19 protein-coding genes are annotated in these 16852 nt (G+C 64.6%); 8 read left to right on the top strand and 11 right to left on the bottom strand.

The window, feature by feature from the left end:
• Positions 1–37 precede the first annotated feature (37 nt).
• The 3 genes from G4223_RS13880 to G4223_RS13890 all read right to left on the bottom strand — a co-directional run bounded on the left by G4223_RS13880 (position 38) and on the right by G4223_RS13890 (position 2822).
• Complete coding sequence (locus G4223_RS13880; RefSeq protein WP_163680890.1) at positions 38–1780, bottom strand: trypsin-like peptidase domain-containing protein; 1743 nt, start codon at positions 1778–1780, stop codon at positions 38–40.
• Between the two features lie 63 nt (positions 1781–1843).
• The gene (dksA, locus tag G4223_RS13885) at positions 1844–2260 is read right to left on the bottom strand and encodes an RNA polymerase-binding protein DksA (RefSeq protein WP_163680893.1); all 417 of its coding nucleotides are present in this window, start codon (positions 2258–2260) and stop codon (positions 1844–1846) included.
• A 124-nt stretch (positions 2261–2384) separates the two neighbouring features.
• Positions 2385–2822 carry a flagellar assembly protein FliX gene (locus G4223_RS13890; RefSeq protein ID WP_163680896.1) on the bottom strand — a complete coding sequence of 146 codons (438 nt, stop codon included), beginning with the start codon at positions 2820–2822 and terminating at the stop codon, positions 2385–2387.
• Positions 2823–3072: 250 nt separating this feature from the next.
• Between G4223_RS13890 and G4223_RS13895 the strand changes: the two genes are divergently transcribed.
• The 5 genes from G4223_RS13895 to G4223_RS13915 are packed head-to-tail and all read left to right on the top strand — an operon-like array spanning position 3073 to position 10045.
• A complete protein-coding gene (locus tag G4223_RS13895; protein ID WP_163680898.1) occupies positions 3073–4242 on the top strand; it encodes a flagellar basal body P-ring protein FlgI in 1170 nt (389 codons plus the stop codon).
• The gene (locus tag G4223_RS13900) at positions 4242–4565 is read left to right on the top strand and encodes a rod-binding protein (RefSeq protein ID WP_163680900.1); all 324 of its coding nucleotides are present in this window, start codon (positions 4242–4244) and stop codon (positions 4563–4565) included. The genes G4223_RS13895 and G4223_RS13900 overlap by 1 nt, the downstream gene beginning before the upstream one ends.
• Positions 4562–5008 (top strand): flagellar protein FlgN, encoded by a 447-nt coding sequence (locus tag G4223_RS13905; protein WP_163680902.1) that lies wholly within the window; start codon positions 4562–4564, stop codon positions 5006–5008. Before G4223_RS13900 ends, G4223_RS13905 begins: the two co-directional genes overlap by 4 nt.
• A gap of 24 nt (positions 5009–5032) precedes the next feature.
• Positions 5033–7906 (top strand): flagellar hook-associated protein FlgK, encoded by a 2874-nt coding sequence (gene flgK / locus G4223_RS20270; RefSeq protein ID WP_163680905.1) that lies wholly within the window; start codon positions 5033–5035, stop codon positions 7904–7906.
• 12 nt (positions 7907–7918) lie between these two features.
• Complete coding sequence (locus tag G4223_RS13915) at positions 7919–10045, top strand: flagellin (RefSeq protein ID WP_163680907.1); 2127 nt, start codon at positions 7919–7921, stop codon at positions 10043–10045.
• A 31-nt stretch (positions 10046–10076) separates the two neighbouring features.
• Here the strand turns inward: G4223_RS13915 and G4223_RS13920 are convergent, their stop codons facing one another.
• The 7 genes from G4223_RS13920 to G4223_RS13950 all read right to left on the bottom strand — a co-directional run bounded on the left by G4223_RS13920 (position 10077) and on the right by G4223_RS13950 (position 14163).
• On the bottom strand, positions 10077–10505 hold the full coding sequence (locus G4223_RS13920; protein WP_163680909.1) for a flagellar biosynthesis repressor FlbT: 429 nt from the start codon (positions 10503–10505) through the stop codon (positions 10077–10079).
• Between the two features lie 62 nt (positions 10506–10567).
• Positions 10568–11170: a 2-hydroxychromene-2-carboxylate isomerase gene (locus G4223_RS13925; protein ID WP_163680911.1), complete on the bottom strand. Its 603-nt coding sequence runs from the start codon at positions 11168–11170 to the stop codon at positions 10568–10570.
• Between the two features lie 150 nt (positions 11171–11320).
• Complete coding sequence (locus G4223_RS13930) at positions 11321–11989, bottom strand: SDR family oxidoreductase (protein ID WP_163680913.1); 669 nt, start codon at positions 11987–11989, stop codon at positions 11321–11323.
• A 121-nt stretch (positions 11990–12110) separates the two neighbouring features.
• Positions 12111–12485, bottom strand: a complete 375-nt coding sequence (locus G4223_RS13935; protein WP_163680915.1) for a RidA family protein — start codon at positions 12483–12485, stop codon at positions 12111–12113.
• Between the two features lie 103 nt (positions 12486–12588).
• On the bottom strand, positions 12589–12789 hold the full coding sequence (locus G4223_RS13940) for a hypothetical protein (protein WP_163680917.1): 201 nt from the start codon (positions 12787–12789) through the stop codon (positions 12589–12591).
• 100 nt (positions 12790–12889) lie between these two features.
• Positions 12890–13240 (bottom strand): DUF1491 family protein, encoded by a 351-nt coding sequence (locus G4223_RS13945; protein WP_163680919.1) that lies wholly within the window; start codon positions 13238–13240, stop codon positions 12890–12892.
• A gap of 2 nt (positions 13241–13242) precedes the next feature.
• Positions 13243–14163 (bottom strand): LysR family transcriptional regulator, encoded by a 921-nt coding sequence (locus G4223_RS13950; protein ID WP_241004120.1) that lies wholly within the window; start codon positions 14161–14163, stop codon positions 13243–13245.
• Positions 14164–14258: 95 nt separating this feature from the next.
• On the opposite strand from G4223_RS13950, the gene G4223_RS13955 reads away from it, so the two are divergent.
• From G4223_RS13955 to G4223_RS13965, 3 genes are all read left to right on the top strand, one after another.
• Positions 14259–14945 carry a pirin family protein gene (locus G4223_RS13955; RefSeq protein ID WP_163680920.1) on the top strand — a complete coding sequence of 229 codons (687 nt, stop codon included), beginning with the start codon at positions 14259–14261 and terminating at the stop codon, positions 14943–14945.
• A gap of 109 nt (positions 14946–15054) precedes the next feature.
• Positions 15055–15474 (top strand): bacteriohemerythrin, encoded by a 420-nt coding sequence (locus tag G4223_RS13960; protein WP_163680922.1) that lies wholly within the window; start codon positions 15055–15057, stop codon positions 15472–15474.
• 152 nt (positions 15475–15626) lie between these two features.
• Positions 15627–15863, top strand: a complete 237-nt coding sequence (locus G4223_RS13965) for a hypothetical protein (protein WP_163680924.1) — start codon at positions 15627–15629, stop codon at positions 15861–15863.
• Here G4223_RS13965 and G4223_RS13970 read toward each other — a convergent pair.
• Positions 15788–16807 carry an endonuclease/exonuclease/phosphatase family protein gene (locus G4223_RS13970; protein ID WP_338086880.1) on the bottom strand — a complete coding sequence of 340 codons (1020 nt, stop codon included), beginning with the start codon at positions 16805–16807 and terminating at the stop codon, positions 15788–15790. The two genes, G4223_RS13965 and G4223_RS13970, sit on opposite strands and share 76 nt — an antisense overlap.
• Positions 16808–16852: the final 45 nt, after the last annotated feature.

Below are 16852 nucleotides of genomic sequence, written 5' to 3' on the forward strand. Positions count from 1 at the left end.
CTTCGTCACAGTTTCTAATTAATGTTCGATAATGTGATTATTTCCGCCCGGACGGCAGGTGATAGATGCGCAGCCGGACGTCGGTCCCCACCGGACCGGGAATCACCACCTGAAGCTCGTTCCCCGTCTCGCCGGCGAATTCCACGCCGGGATAATGGTCGGGTGAGGTGTCGAGCCCCACCAGCTTCGGTCCCTTGGCGGTGTCTTCGATCAGCATCATGTCGATGTTTTCCTGATTGCGCGAGGTCGCCAGGAACAGATACCAGCCCGCCTTGGGCACACTGAACGGGTAGACGAAGGCCGGCATGTCGTAGCGCGGATTCTCGACGGTGCGCCCATCGACCTGGGCCAAGGCGGGCGGCACGCTGCCGCGCCCATGGCTGCCGACCCAATCGGCCAAGGCCACGTCCACCTCGTTCTGGTAACGCTTGAGCCGGCGCTGCCACAGCGCCTCGCGCTCCACCGTGTGGGTCGCCGCGTCGCCGGCCAGCAATTCGCGCACCAGATCGGCACGCTGGGCGAAGTTCACGCCGATGCCGGTGGGAACGCGGGTGCCCTGGGCGTTGATCTCGATCAGGTTGCCCCCCGACACCACGCCGACCACCTGTCCGCGTCCGTCCAGCATGGGCGATCCCGAAGCGCCGCCTTGGACCGGCAGGGAATGTTGCAGCAACTGGCGGTCGGCCAGATCGCTCTTGACCAGGAAAAAGTCGGTCAGCGCCGTCAGATGGCCGATCTGCAACTGCGCTTCCGGGTCGTCCAGGTTGACGCCGCCCAACGCCGCGCTTTCGATGGGAAAGCCCACGTACCCCACCGGGTCACCCGGCTCCAGCGCCACCAGATCGGCGTCGGCGGCCAACGGCAAGGGCGGCCCCAGACGTCCGGCATCGGCGGGCGCCACCTTGAGCAGGGCAACGTCGTAGCCGCCGGCCCCGACGATGGGACGGTTGGCGCCCCCCGCTCCCGCCGCCAACGGCCCATAGGAACGCCAGGCCTCCTCGAACGGTTCGTAATGGGGATGCGAGACGGTGTCCACCACCTCGACGTCCTCGCCCGAGGCGCCGGCGGCGCGCACCACCAGCGTCAGCCCCTCGCCCATCTGATTGAATTGTTCCGCCACATGGGCGCTGGTCACCAGGACACCGGGCCCGACCACGAAGGCGGTGCCGAACGGCGTCGCCCCCTGGGCGTCCTTGGCCATGACCAGATAGACCGAACGCTGCGCCTCGCGCAGGCGCGCCGCCAGATGCTCCCCCCCCTGGTCGCGGGTGCCGTTGCGGGCTTCGGTCATCAGCGTCGACAAGGTCTGGCGGTCGGAATGACGCAGCCAGCCCAGCACCAGCGACACCGCCAGCAACGCCACCGTCAACGCCGCCAGGAGCACCCGCACCCGGCGCTCGGTGGTGGCCGCCATGCGCGCGGCGCTGTCGTGGTGGACGAAACCGACCGGACACGACACATCGTCGTCTTCCGACACCTCGACCAACAGGCGCGGCCCGTCCGCCGCCCCCAGCCGCAACTCGGCCCGCGCCGGAATCTCATCGCCTTCGAACGCTTCCTTGCCGTTCAGCCAGACCTGGGTGTCCGATTGCAGGACCAGACGATAGCGCCCCAACTTGCGTTCGAAAGCCAGGTGGTAGCGCGCCACATGCTGCGTGTCGGCGGGAAAGCAGACGTCGCACGACACATGGCGCCCCACCACCACCAGCGGCTGGGTGTCGGGGAATTCGAAGACGGGACCGTCCGGTGGTCCGCCAGCCAGGGCGAGGCGAATGGGCATGACGGAAATTCTACACGCCTGGACGGAAAGAAAAAGGCCCGGCGGTTGGCCGGGCCTTCGGGATCAGTCTTCGCGGTGGGTTCGCTCCAACCGCTCGTGCCGTTCCTGCGCCTCGATGGACAGGGTGGCGATGGGCCGCGCCTCGAGACGGCGGATGGAGATGGGCTCGCCGGTCTCCTCGCAATAGCCGTAGGAACCATCGGCCACACGTTCCAGCGCAGCGTCGATCTTGGAGATCAGCTTGCGCTCGCGGTCACGGGTACGCAGCTCCAGCGCGCGATCGGTTTCGGCCGAGGCACGGTCGGCGATGTCGGGTTCCTGCAACCCACCCTCTTGCAGGTGGGCCAGGGTCTCGTCCGATTCGCGCAGCAGTTCCGACCGCCATTCCAGCAGTTTACGGCGAAAATATTCGCGCATCTGCTCGTTCATGAAGGGCTCTTCTTCGGTCGGACGGTAATCCGGCGGCAGAGTGACGCTCATCCGCTCCCTCGCAACGATCTATACAAATTTAGCGGGGGGAATATATGGGGAGGGGGGGGATGTAGCAAGGCCCGCGTGCACATCGTGGCATGAAAAATGCCTGCGAACACTTTGGCGATAAAATTTACATCCCGCGGGACAACTTGGCGATTTCAACCTCGGCCCGCAACTCGATCTCGTCCAACAGGGCGGCAAGGCGGGGATCCTGGCAGGCTTCGCGACGCGAACGCACCATATCGACCAGTTCCGTCAGCTTCTCCTTGGGCAGGGTCCCCAGCAACAGGCCGTGGCGAATCTCCTCGAGTTTATCCAAGATATCCTCGCCCCGGCGCAGCAGGCGCTTGCGCGCCTCGCGCTCGGTGGAATCGTCCACCGCCTGAACCAACAGCAATGCGTCGATGCCCGACAACTGAGCCGGCGCCTCGGCGGCGGCGGCCGAACCGGTACCGTCCAGCGTTTCCGCCAGCGTCTGCTTGAACGCGCCCGGCGTCCCCGTGGTCTTGCCGACCCGGCGGGCGCCGCTACCGGCGGCAGAGCTGGAACCGGGTCCGGAAACTTTCATGAGGCGGTCGCATCCATGGGCTGTGCGGAGATCACACGCATTCTAACGGTTGGGACGCCCCGGCGAAAGCCGCTATTTCTGCCGGTCCAGACCGCCGCAGATGGGAAAAAACTGCCGCCATCACCGTTTTTTGCCGCCCGAAAATCCATCGAAATTTCATGCATAACATTGAAAACAAACGCTTTCGCGCTCTGGCACGGCCTTCGCATCTAAGAAAGCGTTATTGTTATGACCGCGCCCCGAGGACGCCATGATCCGAGCCACCACCGCCGCTGCCATCGCCCAGAGCCTGCGCGCTTTCGTGCTTGCCGCCGGATTGGCCGCCGTGACCATCGCCTGCATGCCGCACACGGCGTTCGGCGCGTCACGGATCAAGGACATCGCCGATTTCGAGGGCGTGCGCGAGAACCTGTTGGTCGGCTATGGCATCGTGGTCGGCCTCAACGGCACCGGCGACGACCTGACCAACACGCCGTTCACCAAGGAATCTCTGGTCGCCATGCTGGAACGCCTGGGCGTCAACATCCGCGAACAGGGGGGCACCATCGCCACCTTGAAGCCGAAGAACGTGGCCGCGGTGATGGTTACCGCCGTGCTTCCGGCCTTTGCCCGCCAGGGAACCCGCGTCGACGTGTCGGTTTCGGCGCTGGGTGACGCGAAAAGCGTGGACGGCGGCACATTGCTGGTCACGCCGCTGGTCGGTGCCGATGGCGAAATCTACGCCGTCGCCCAAGGCGGGGTCGCCACCAGTTCGTTCTCGGCCCAGGGCAACGCCGCATCGGTCAGCAAGGGCACGCCGACCAAGGGCCGCATCGCCAATGGCGCCATCGTCGAACGCGAACTGCCGTTCGAGATGAGCCACATGGAATCGGTCAAGGTTTCCCTGCGCAACCCCGATTTCACCACCGCACGCCGCATCGCCCAGGCCGTCAACTCCTATCTCGGGACCGACGTGGCCCGGCCCAGCGATCCCGGTTCCGTGCAATTGGTGGTGCCGCCGCAATATCGCGGCGACGTGGTCGCCATGCTGACCGACATCGAGCAATTGCGCGTTGAACCCGACCAGACCGCCCGCGTCGTCATCGACCAGGCCACCGGCACCATCGTCATGGGCGAAGCCGTGCGCATCAGCACGGTGGCCATCGCCCAGGGCGCGCTGACCATCCGCATCACCGAGACGCCGCAGGTGTCGCAGCCGTCGCCCTTCTCGACCACCGGCGACACCACCACCGTCGACCGCACCAACATCGAAGTGGACGAAGGCAAGCCCGCCAACATGAAGGTGGTCCCGCACGAGGTGACGCTCCAGGAACTGGTCAACGGCCTCAACGCCCTGGGCGTGACGCCGCGCGACCTGATCGCCATCCTTCAGACCATCAAGGCCGCCGGCGCGCTCCAGGCCGACATCGAGGTGATGTGATGGACGTCGTCGCCGCCGCCACCGCCAACGCCGAGATGGCCGCCACCGCTCCGCGGCCGGTCGCCACCAAGGCCGCCAATCCCGAACAGGCCCGCGCCACCGGAAAACAGTTCGAGGCCATGTTCGTCACGCAGATGCTCAACCACATGTTTACCGGTCTTGATGCAGAAGATAGTTATTTCGGCGGCGGTCAAGCCGAAGCCATGTTCCGCCCCATGTTGATGGAGGAATATGGCAAGCTGATCGCGAACCGAGGCAACGGCATCGGACTGGCCGATCAGGTCACCCGGACGCTGTTGGCGCAGCAGGAGGCCCAGGCATGAGCGACGACGCCACCACCCCGATCCCGTATGACGACATCGTGTGGGCCTGCACCCATCTGTGCGAGCTGATCGAGTACGAGAATCAGGCACTGGCCCTGCACGACGCCGCCACCGTGCGCGAGCTGACCGAGAACAAGGCGGCCCTGGCCCGCATCTACGAACAGGCCGTGGCCCCCATGGCCGACGATCCGCATCTGGTGGACACCCTGGCGCCGGAGCAGAAGGAAGAATTGCTGGCGCTGGGCAACCGCCTCAAGGATCTGGTCGAGGAAAACGCCCGGCGCATCAAGGCCGAGATGGAAGCCTATCAGATGTTGATGGACGCGGTGGTGTCGGCGGTGAAGATCTCGAAGACCAGTTCCGTGACCTACGGCCGTGCCGGCATGGTCGAGGACCATGTTCCCGGCGACGGCAACTCGATCAGTTTCAACCAGACCCTCTGACGCCAGAACGGCGGGGAGATCGCCATGTCATTGACCCTCGGACTGAACACCGCCCTGTCGGGATTGCTGACCGCGCAACGCGGGCTCGACGTCATTTCCCAGAACGTGGTGAACGTCAACACGGAAGGGTACGTCCGCAAGGTGATGAACCCCGAGTCCCGCATCGTTTCCGGCACCGGCGCCGGCGTGCAGGACGGCGGCGTCAGCCGCATGGTCAACGAGGGCTTGCTGAAGGACATCCGCCGCCAGAACACCGCCACCGGCGCGCTTGACGTCGAACAAACCTATTATCCGCGCATCGACGACCTGTTCGGCGAGGTTGCCGACAATTCCTCGATCGCCCACAAGCTGGCGACCCTGACGTCTTCGTTCGAAACCCTGGCCACCAGCGTCAACAAGCCGGCCATCCAGTGGGCGACGGTGCAAAGCGCCCAGGACGTGGCCGACCAGTTGTCGTCGATGACCGACAGCCTGCAAAACCTCAGGGTCGAGGCCGACCGCGACATCGAGACCACGGTCACCGAGATCAACACCCTGGTCAGCGACATTCACGACCTGAACCAGAAGATCGTCAAGAACTCGGCCATCGCCACCGGCACCTCGGACCTTGAGGACAAACGCGATCTGGCGCTGTCGAACCTGGCCAAGCTGGTGGACATCCAATATTACTACCGCACCGACAACGCGGTGACGATCTACTCCACCTCGGGCCAGATGCTGCTGGACAACCAGCCGCAGGCGCTGACCTATTCCGCCAGTGCGGTGACCGAAAGCTGGATGAGCGCCGCCGGCGGCCAGTACGACGACATCACCATCGAGGGCGGCACCACCGATTTCGGCCCCCAGGTCAAGGGTGGCAAGCTGTACGCGCTGCTTCAGATGCGCGACAAGACCATCCCCGACCTCCAGGCGAACCTGGACGAAGTGTCGCAGCAGATGACGACGACGCTGAACCAGGTGCACAACCGGGGCACCAGCCTGCCCAACGTGTCCTACTACTACCAAGGCACCCGCGCCTTCGCCAAACAGGGCGACGTGGTGCCGGCGGCCGGCGTCAACTCGGCCACCTTCTACCAGGGCACCGCCACCGCCATCACCAACGCTGGCGGCGGCAGCGGCGGCGGCGGCTACGGCACGCTCAGCTTTTCCGCGAACACCACCAACCCGTGGCAGATCAACCTGAGCGCCACCGCCAGCACCTTCGACTCCACCGCCTATGCCATCGGCAAGACCTTCAGCATCGCCGGCATCACCGGGACGCCCGATTCGCGCAACAACGGCACCTACAAGGTGGTCGGCTACACCGACGACCAGAACATCGTGGTGGAAAAGGTCAACGTCCGTCAGACCATCCAACTGGACGGCACCGACGACGTGGTCATCGCCACCTTCGACAAGGACGGCAACCAGCTCCAGCAGACCACGCTGAACGAAATCATGCAGTTGGACTTCACCAGCGCCCCCAACGCGCCGGCCACCCCCTACACCGCCACCACCATCGGTTCCGGTCGCTCGCTCGCCGACCTCGACGCCAAGGGCGACCACGACCAGTGGGCGGTCAACGAAGTCAGCGCCCATGTCGAGGCGTGGCTGCGCAAGCAGGGGTACGAGAACGCCAGCGTCAACCTGGATTCCAACGGCAAGATGGTGGTGGACATGGGACAGACCGACACCTCGCTGGCCTTCCGCGACCAGACCACCAGCGACCCCGGCGACGACGCCGAGGACGCCACCATCAAGTTCGACGTCAACGGCGACGGCATCTCGGACGAAACGGTCCAGGGCTTCTCGAACTTCTTCGGCCTGAACGACCTTTACGTCAACACCAAGGCGGCGTCGTTCCAGGACAGCACCATCCTGCCCGATACGTTCAAGCTCAGCGCCAACCGCGACCTGCAATTGTTCGACAGCACCGGCAAGCTGGGCAACACCATCGTCCTGGCCAAGGGCTCCACGCTGCAACAGATCGCCGACACCATCAACACCCAGAGCCGCACCAACGAATCGGCGGCGCTGTCGGCCAGCGAGTGGACGCTGGACACTCCGGCGACCATCAGCGTGTCCGACAGCAGCGGCACGCTGTTCTCGATGAACCTTCTCGCCGGCGCCCACTCGCTGGACGAACTGGCCGGCAAGATGAGTCAGGGGACGGTCACCGCGTCGGTGGTCCAGGACGGCAGCAACAGCCGCCTGCGTCTGGTCGATGCACGCGGCCATGCGCTCACCGTGTCCATCAGCGGCGGCGACATCTCGGGCTCGACCCTGAACCTGGGACAGACGCTGGACATGACCCCCACCCAGCGCATCCAGGCGTCGGTGGTCCCGGAAGGGTCCGGCTATCGCCTGCGCCTGCGTCAGACCACCGGCGACACGCTCTACACCTCGTCGTCGCTGGACGGCCAGTCCAAGAACCTGTTGTCCGAACTGAGCCTGGACCGCGCCGCCACCGGCGCCGCCGACGGCATCAAGGTCCGCACCGACCTGTTGGGCGCCCCGGAAAAGATCAGCCGCGGCCAGGTTCAGTGGAACGGCGACATCAAGCGCTATTACATCTCGGAGGGCGACAACAGTTCCGCCCTGGCCCTGGCCGACGCCACGGAAAGCAAGCTCTCGTTCAATTCGGCCGGCGGCATCTATGCCGGCAAGTACAGCCTTTCCGAATATGCCGCCTCAAGCATCGGCGTGGTGGCGCAGATGTCTTCCAGTTCCAAGTCCCGGCTGGAATACCAGACCACCTTGAACAACTCGCTCGACTTCCAGAACACGTCCTTCAGCGGCGTCAACCTGGATGAAGAGATTTCCTCGATGATGGATTTCCAGCAGGCTTATACTGCGTCGGCACGGGTGATCACCACGTTGCAGGACATGCTGGAAACCCTGACCTCGATGATCCGTTAACGGAGGCTGACCATGTCTCGCATCGGCACTTATGGCGCGGCTCAGATGTACCTGACGCGGATCATGTCGTCCCAGGAACGTCTCAACACCTTGCAAAACCAGGTGGCCACCGAGAAGAAGTCGCCCAACTACACCGGGCTGTCGACCGACTCGACGCGGTTGATCAACTTCGAGAACTCGATCTCCCAGGCCAACAGCTTCAAGCAGAACAACGACGTCGCCACCACCCGGCTGAGCACGGCGCAGACGGCCGTGGACTCGGTGCAGACGGCGATCAAGGATTTCCGCGACATCCTGGACAATTTCGCCACCGGCAACACCACCGACCCCGAACGCATCAAGGACGTTCAGAAATGGGCGGTGCAATCCATGGCCGAGATCCAGTCCTATCTGAACACCGACGTGGATGGCCAATACCTGTTCTCGGGCGGCCGCATCTCGACCGAACCGGTGCAGTTGACCACCACCGACATCACCACCTTCCAGTCCATCTATGATGGCTACAACAACACCTATCCGACCACACGCGCCGCCCATCTCCAGGATGTGGCGCTGACCAACGACGACACCGGAACGGTGACCTTCCAGGCCAACCGCGGCGCCATCATCCCGGCCAACGCCGGAGCCTTTTCCAAGGTCAACAGCGGCAGTCTGGTGACCGTCGGCGGCACCACCAACAACAACGACGACATCACCGTCACCGGCCACCTCGCCACCAACGTCAACGGCAAGGTGATGACCGAGACCGCCAGCGCCGGTGCCGGCGCCTACATCACCGCGTCCACCGGCAACCTGACCAACGCCACTACCGGCAATTTGGCCTTTGCCTTCGACGCCGACGGCAACATGGTGGTCACCCCGACCAACGCCAACACCCTGTCCGACCTCAGCCCCGGCATGCGCATCACCATCCAGGGATCGACCGATGGCGACGCCGACGGTTTCGGCGACCATGACGGCGCCTTCGTGGTGAGCAAGGTGGCCAACGGTTCGATCACCCTGGTCACCGACACCAAGATGGCGGAAGTCGAGACCATGGACGTCGCCAACCTGACGCTCACCGCCGACAGCGCCGACGCCGATTCCATCCCCGACACCGCCGTCGGTCTTGGCGCCATCAGCGGCGACGCCAAATTCACCGTCAGCGGCAACACCGTCACCTTGACCGTGCCGTCGGGCGGTACCTCGCTGTCCACCTTGTTCTCGGCGGGCGACCCCATCACCATCGCCGGATCGCTCGACCATGACGGCAGTTTCCAGGTGAGCGCGGTCACCGCCAACACCGTGTCGTTCCAGATCAACCCCGACGCCTTGCGCACGTCGCAATTCGTTCCGCAAAGCGGGCGCACCGACGTCACCCTCGATTTCGAGGGACGCACCGTGGTCCTGGATGCCACCGCCGCCTACGGTTCCTTGACGTTCTCGCCCACCGGCGGCGGCGGCGAGACCATCACGGCGGCCAACGCCAACGCCTTCACCGACGCCAGCGGCAACATCTCGCCCAAGATCGGCGATCTGTTGACCCTGAGCAGCACCTCTGGTGTCAACGACGGCGTCTACAAGGTGATCAGCAACGACGGCACCAACATCGTGGTGGAAAGCAACACGATCAGCAACGACAGCTCCACCACCGCCACCTTCAACAGCACGTCGTGGTACAAGGGCGACACCAGCACGCTGACCCATCGGGTCGATACCCAGGCATCGATCGACATCGGCCTTCAGGCCGCCGACCCCGCTTTTGAAAAGGCGTTGCGGGCCATGGGACTGATCGCCCAGGGCGTGACCGGCACCGCCGGCGGACTGGACCAGAACCAGGACCGCATCGCCGCCGCCCGCTACCTGATCAGCGACGCCCTGAACTCGCCGTCCTCGGGCACTCCGCCCTATGGCGAAGAGGACCACCGGGACATCGAGACCCTGTCGTCCAACATCGGCACCACCCAGGCGTTGCTAAGCCAGCGCAACGAAAAGCACACCACCTTCATCGGCCTGTTCCAGGCACGTGCCGACAGCATCGAGAACGTGGACAAGACCGAAGCCATCGTCAAATTGCTGGACGAACAGCGGGCCATGGAAGCCAGTTACCAGACGCTGGCGACCGTGCGCGGATTGTCGTTGCTGAATTACATGAGCTGACGAAAAGGGGGCCGTTTGACGGCCCCCCTGTTCATTCCGCCTCGACCTCGGCGGCCACGGCTTCGGTGGCCTTCAGCATGGCGTGGATGATTTCGCCTTCATGCTTGAGCAGCTTGCCGGCCCATTTCAGCGCCTTGTAGTAATGGCCCTGTTCGGCCTCGGCACGAATCTGGTCGGCGATATCCGCCGCCGATGGGCACGCATCGACGAATTCCGTCAGGTAGGTTGAATAAAGCGCCATGTATTGCGCCCGCTTCGCCGGGAATATGTAGGCGTTTTGCAGGCAGAAATAGACACGGGCGGCTGGCGTCTTGGCCTCTTCCTCCACCATGATCTCCTTGTGCCGCAACAGGGTCGAATCGTTGCAGATGCGGATCTTGGTGTTGGCCCCGGCGTTCTCGATCACCGCACCGTTGATGATGACCTTCTCGCCGGGCTTCAAATCGATCAGCAAGGGCACTGGACTTCTCCTGAACGCAGGTTCCTAAGACCGGCAAGCAGTATACGCTTACCAATCCGTTGTCACCAGCCGCCGCGTTCAAGCCATTCCTCGACCATGCCCAGGCGGTCGAAGCCCCAGAATTGCTCGCCGTCCACCACCGTGAACGGGGCGCCGAATACCCCGGCGGCGATGGCGCCTTCGGTTTCCGCCCGCAGTTTGGCCTTGATCTCGGGGGTTTCGATGCCCTGGGCCAGAACCGCCGCGTCCAATCCCATGGCCTCGGCCACCGCCAGCACCACCGCCTTGTCGGAAATGTCGCGGCCTTGGGCGAAATAGGCGGCGAAGATGGCGTGGCCGAACGGCTTGGCCTGTGTCGGCATGTTGGCGTCCAGCCACCAGAACGCGCGGGCCGCCGCCACCGTCCCCACCGGGAACGGCTCGGGGAAACGATAGGGGATGCCGTGACGGCGGGCCACCCGATCCCAGTCGTGCCGGGAATAGGCGCCCTTGAGCGGCTGGTCGATCAGCCGCGTGTTGCCCGAGGCCTGGAAGGCCGGGCTGAGCAGCATGGGATGCCAGCGGCAGTCGCGACCATGGCGCGCGGCCAAGGCGTCGATCATGGTGCTGGCGAAATAGCCATAGGGCGACGAGAAGTCAGTGTAGAAATCGATGGCGGCCGGCATGGGACCTTGCTCCCTGTTGTTTTTCTTAACGGCGCACCACCGGGCCCCGTGACAGGAGGCCGACCACGGGGCCCGGATCGCGCATCGCCGACCGGGAGACGAAAGGGGAAACCGGAACCGGCGCCGTGTCCCTGAGGACCGGCACCAAACCTACCAAGGCAACTCGCTGCCGTCGAAATGAAAGAACTTGCCGCTGTCGTTAAGAGAAACTTTATCCAGCACCGCACGCATGCCGGACACCGCCTCGGCCGGCGACAGCGGCGCCTCGGCGCCTCCCATGTCGGTACGCACCCAGCCCGGCGACACGGCGATGGCGGTGATGCCCCGCGACCCCAGGTCAAGCGCCAGGGTCTTCATCACCATGTTGGCCGCCGCCTTCGACGCACGGTAGGCGTAGAAATTGCCCGAGCTGTTCTCGGCGATCGACCCCATCAGCGAGGTGATGGTGGCGATGACCTTGCGCCCGGTCAGTTGGTCGGCGAAAGCCTCGGCCACCTTGAGTGGCGCCAGGGCGTTGGTGCGCATCACCGCCATGAAGGCGTCGGCATCAACCGAACCGAAGGACTGGTCCTGGCCATAGATACCGGCATTGTTGAGCACCACGTCCAGTTGGACACCGGCCAGCGCCCCCTTGAGGCGGGCGACGGACGCCGGATCGGCGACGTCGGCGACGTAGACCTCGCCCCCGGCATCGGACAGCGGCCGTCCGGCCAGCGGATCGCGCACCGTGCCCAGCACGCGCCAGCCGGCGGCGGCATATTGGCGGGCGAATTCCAGACCGATGCCGCGGCCGGCGCCGGTAATCAGGATGGTGGGCATGGCTTGACCTCCGTTGCAATGGCGGGCCGCCCCGTCCTGAACGGTCGGAGCGGCCGGAGCCGGCTTATGCCAAATCGCGTTGATCTGAACCGATCAACGCCGCGCTCATCGAGACTTGGCATTACTGCTTAAGCGCGGTCACCTGAATTTCCACCTTCATGGCGGCATCCACAAGACCGCAAACGATAGTGGTGTTAGCCGGTTTGGCCTTCTTGAAATACTTGCCCAGCACCGGGGCGATGGTGCCGAAATACGAGGCGTCGGTAACGTACATGGTCACCCGGACCACGTCGTCCATGCTGGCGCCGGCCTGTTCCAGGGCGGCCTTGATGGTCAACAGCGCCTGTTCGGCCTGCTCGACCTCGGATTGGGAAATCTTGCCGTCCTTGTAGCCCGAGGTGCCGGAAACGAACACCCACGGATCCTGCTGAACGGCACGGGAATAGCCGGCAACTTCCTCGAAGGGCGAACCGGACGAAATCAGACGACGGGTCATGGACACTATCCTTGCTACCTGCGCGGCCGTGGCCCGCCGCCGACGCGAAAACGCCACGGCGGTTGGTTCTATACGATTTGGCCGAACGGGCAAGGAAAACAGGTCAATACACCTTCTGCCCCGGCGCCGCCTTCTGTTCCAGCCAGCGCAGCCATTCCGGGCGCAGCACCGGGCGGACCAGACGATGCGCCACCACCAGCATGGCGTGACGGCGTTCCGTGACCAGCCCCGGTTCGGCGGCGGTACGATGGTTGCGGCGGACGCGACTTGGCGTTTGGGACGCGTGGGTGGTCGGGGTCAACATGGCCAGGTCTCCCAAGCGGTGGCGACGGCCCGACCATACCGCCCGAATATCGGCAGCATGATGACGCCTTGATGAAGCTTGCGGGACTCTTTACCCGGCGTTAACGCACCGCCAGGACATGGTCGATGAAGGGAACGCGGCCGTCGCGGCTGTCCACCTCGATGACCCACAGATCGTAATCCACGTCGCGGGCACGGGCGATCACCGCCTCGGCGCGGGAATCGTCCACCGGTTCGGCGCCGGTGGATTTCAGCCAGCCCAGCCGGCCGGTGCCGTCGCGCGCCTGGGTATAGACCTCGGCGGTGCCGTCGCAGCGGTTGACCTTGACCAGGATGGTGCCGGCGTCTTCGTCGCCCTTTCGCGCCACCACCGCCGGAATGGCCTCGATCCCGCAACGGCGGATGGCGGCATGGACGAACAGCTTGGCTTTCAGTTTGGGTTCGCTCGCCACCCTTATGCCTCCCAATAGGGGACGGGGCCAAAACGCTGGGCCAGGAAATCGACGAAAGAGCGAACCTTGGCCGACAGATGGCGGTTGGCCGGCCACACCGCGTGAATGCCGAAAGCGGCACTTTCGTAATCGGGCAACACCCGCACCAGCGACCCGGCACGCAGGCAGGGGCCGGAAATGAAGGTGGGCAAGGCGGCAATGCCGGTGCCGGCCAGACAGGCGGCCAGCAATATCTCGCCGTTATTGGCCCGTAAATGCCCCTCGACCCGCACGCTTTCCTCGCCGGAAGGGCCGACGAAGCGCCATTCCTCGGAAGCCGAGACATAGGAATAGGACAACACGTCGTGTTCCGTCAGGTCGGCCAGAACCCGCGGCCGACCGCGCCGGTCCAGATAGGACGGCGCCGCCACCATCACCCGCCGTGCCGGCGCCAGCTTGCGTGCCACCAAGGACGAATCGGCCAACCGGGCAATGCGCACCGCCACGTCGAATCCCTCTTCGACCAGATCGACCATGCGGTCGTTCAACGAAAGATCGACCGCGACCTGGGGGAACTGGGCCATGAAATCGGGAATGGCCACCGCCAGATGCATGGTGCCGAACGTCATGGGGGCGTTGACCCGCAAGATGCCGCGCGGCTCCGCCTGCAACGCGCCGACGGCGTTCTCCGCCGCCTCGGCCTCGGCCACCACACGGCGGCAATGTTCCAGGAAGCCGGCGCCGGCCTCGGTCAGGCTCATACGCCGGGTGGTCCGGTGCAAAAGCCGGGCGCCCAACCGGTCCTCCAGCGCCGCCAGTTGCTTCGACACCGCCGATTTGGACAGCCGCAGATCGCGCGCCGCCGCGGAAATGCCGCCGGAATCCACCACACGGGCGAACACCGCCATTCCCGCCAACAAATCCATGGAGACCGTTTCTGCCATGGAAACAATCTTGTTCCTTTAGCGCGGATTGTCCAGCGCCTTCACAGCCTCGATATTTTCGGAAAGCCCCCGCCCCTGTTTCTGGAGCCCTTGCCATGCTGGACTTTCGCCCCTTCGCCGCGCTCGGCACCTTCGCCAACGACTGGCTGGATGCCCATTACCATTTCAGCTTCGCCGATTATTTCGACCCTGCCCGTGTCAACCATGGCGTGCTCAGGGTATGGAATGACGACACGATCCAGCCCCATACCGGCTTTTCCCCGCATGGGCACCGCGACATGGAAATCATCACCTACGTCCGCAGCGGCGCCGTCACCCACGAGGATTCCTTGGGCAACCGTGGCCGTACCGAAGCCGGCCAGGTCCAGGTGATGAGCGCCGGGACCGGCATCCGCCACGCCGAATACAACCTTGAGGACCAGCCCACGACCTTGTTCCAAATCTGGATCCTGCCCCGCGCGCAAGGACTGGCGCCGCGTTGGGAAACCCGGCCGTTTCCCCGCACCCACGGCCGGTTCGAAATCCTGGCCTCGGGCTGGCCCGAGGACAGGGCGCCGCTGATCAACCAGGACGCCCGCGTGCTGGGCGCCACCCTGGACCGGGGCGAGAGCGTCCGCCACACCCTTGGCGGCCGCGCCGCCTATGTGGTGGCGGCGCGCGGCCGGGTCCGCGTTGGCGATCTGGTTCTCGGCCCCCGTGATGGCGTGGCGGTGACGGACGAGGACGACCTTGAACTGATGGCCGAGGAAGAGACCGAGATCGTGATGGTGGAGATGGTCTGATCCTTGCCGGACGCAGAGCTTGCCTTTGCTTTCCCCCTGTCTTGCCGCCGTCGGCGGGAGTATGATTCCCGCCGAAATCAAGACAAGAACACGGGAGGGGAGTTACCGTATGTCCGACATTCAGTGGACCGAGGACATGAGCGTCGGGGTTGAACAGCTCGACGGACACCACCGCCGTCTGATCGACCTGACCAACCAACTCGGCACCGCCATCGCCAGCCATGACGCCGAACAGGTGACCGGTGCCGTACTGGGCGAGTTGATCCGTTATGTCTATTACCATTTCGGCGAAGAAGAACGCCTGATGGAGGAAGTCGGCTACGCCGAGTTGACCGAGCACCGCCAGCATCATCGGGCCATGGCCGAACATGTGCGCGGGCTCGAGGATCGTTACAACAACGACCCCGGCGCGGTGATCACCGCTGACTTGCACCATTTCCTGGCCGATTGGCTGGTCAACCACATCCGGCACGAAGATCGCCGTTACAAAGCGGCGCTCACGCCCCTCAAGGCTGCTGCCGAAGTATAGAGGGGCGTACGCCCCACCCTATCCGCATGCGTGCCGGAGGCGATGCCTCCGGCCACTTCCCTCCCAGATCTTCGCGGCCTAGGATTCCATCCGTCCGATGGCCCTTGGCATGCAGATCATGCCGGCCGCGCTGTCTGGAAAGGGGAAACAGCATGTTCGAGACCTGCCCCTATTGCCACGGTCCGGTTCCCTGTCACGGCACTTGTTGCCGCGTTCCCCGCGATCTTGACCGTTTCGAGCGGGTGTTCGAGCGCGTGGCCGACCAGCCGAACAAGCATTTCCTGCAAGAAAACCTGTTGCGCTATCTGGTGGCCTATGGCCGCCGGCCGGCCGGTGAGATGTTCTCGCCCCTTGGCACCGCGAACTCGGCCACCAGCGGGGCGTGGTAGGAATCGGGACTGCCCCAGATGGTGGCCGGCGACACCAATTCGTCGCCCAAGGCCTCGTTGTGGGCCTCGGCCCCCAGAAACCATCCCAAAAGCGGACGCGACACCAGGATATGGTCCAACATGACCCTGCGGCCATGGTGGATCACCGAAAACCGCTGACTGTCGGCCAGGGACCGTTCGACCGGCACCAACACCCGCGGCGCCAGATGGCCGTTGCCGGTGTCTTCCTCGTCGCCGCGGATGGTGCGCAGCGGCCCCTCGCGGTCGTCCGAATTGAAGTCGCCGCATACCGCGACCAGGGCTTCAGGATCGCCATCCAGGATGGTCTCGACCAACAGACGCGCCTCAAGCGCCTGGCCCGCCTGTTTCAGGCTTGCCAGGAAAAACCCCTCGGCCCAGCCGCCGACACTGTGCCAACGGCCGTGTTCGGTCTTCTGACCGGACAGGAAAGCCGCACGCGGTGCCCTTAGATGAACGTTGACCACGTGCAGTACCCGCCCGCCCGGCAAGGCCAGCCGCACATGCAGCAACGGCCGGTCCCATTCAACCGAACCTGCGGCGTGCGGACGGGGTTGGACGGTGGCGGGGCGATACAGCGGCGCCTCGACCAGATCATGCCACAATTGCTGGTGCCCCAGGACCGGAAAGCGCGACAACACCACCAGGTTGTGGCGGTCGGACGGCCGCACGCCGCCCCTGTTCAGTGACACCACCCGGTGAAAATGTTCCGTCTCGGTGCCGGCCAGGACCTGGTCCAGCGCCGGCAACCCCCGTGGCCCCTTTTTGGTCGGACCATGGGCGTTGATTTCCTGGAGACACAGCACATCGGCGCGCAACCGCTGAATTTGTGGGCGCAACACAGCCACCCGGTCGGCGAAATCCCCCTCGCCCAGCCGGTCGTCCAGGCTTTCCATGTTGAAGGTGGCGATGCGCAAATGTCTCACGTCGGGGGCTCCGCCGCGTTGGGCCGATCATGTCGTTCCCATGAC

This window comes from Magnetospirillum aberrantis SpK (assembly GCF_011022235.1).
Classification (GTDB): Bacteria; Pseudomonadota; Alphaproteobacteria; order Rhodospirillales; family Magnetospirillaceae; genus Magnetospirillum; species Magnetospirillum aberrantis.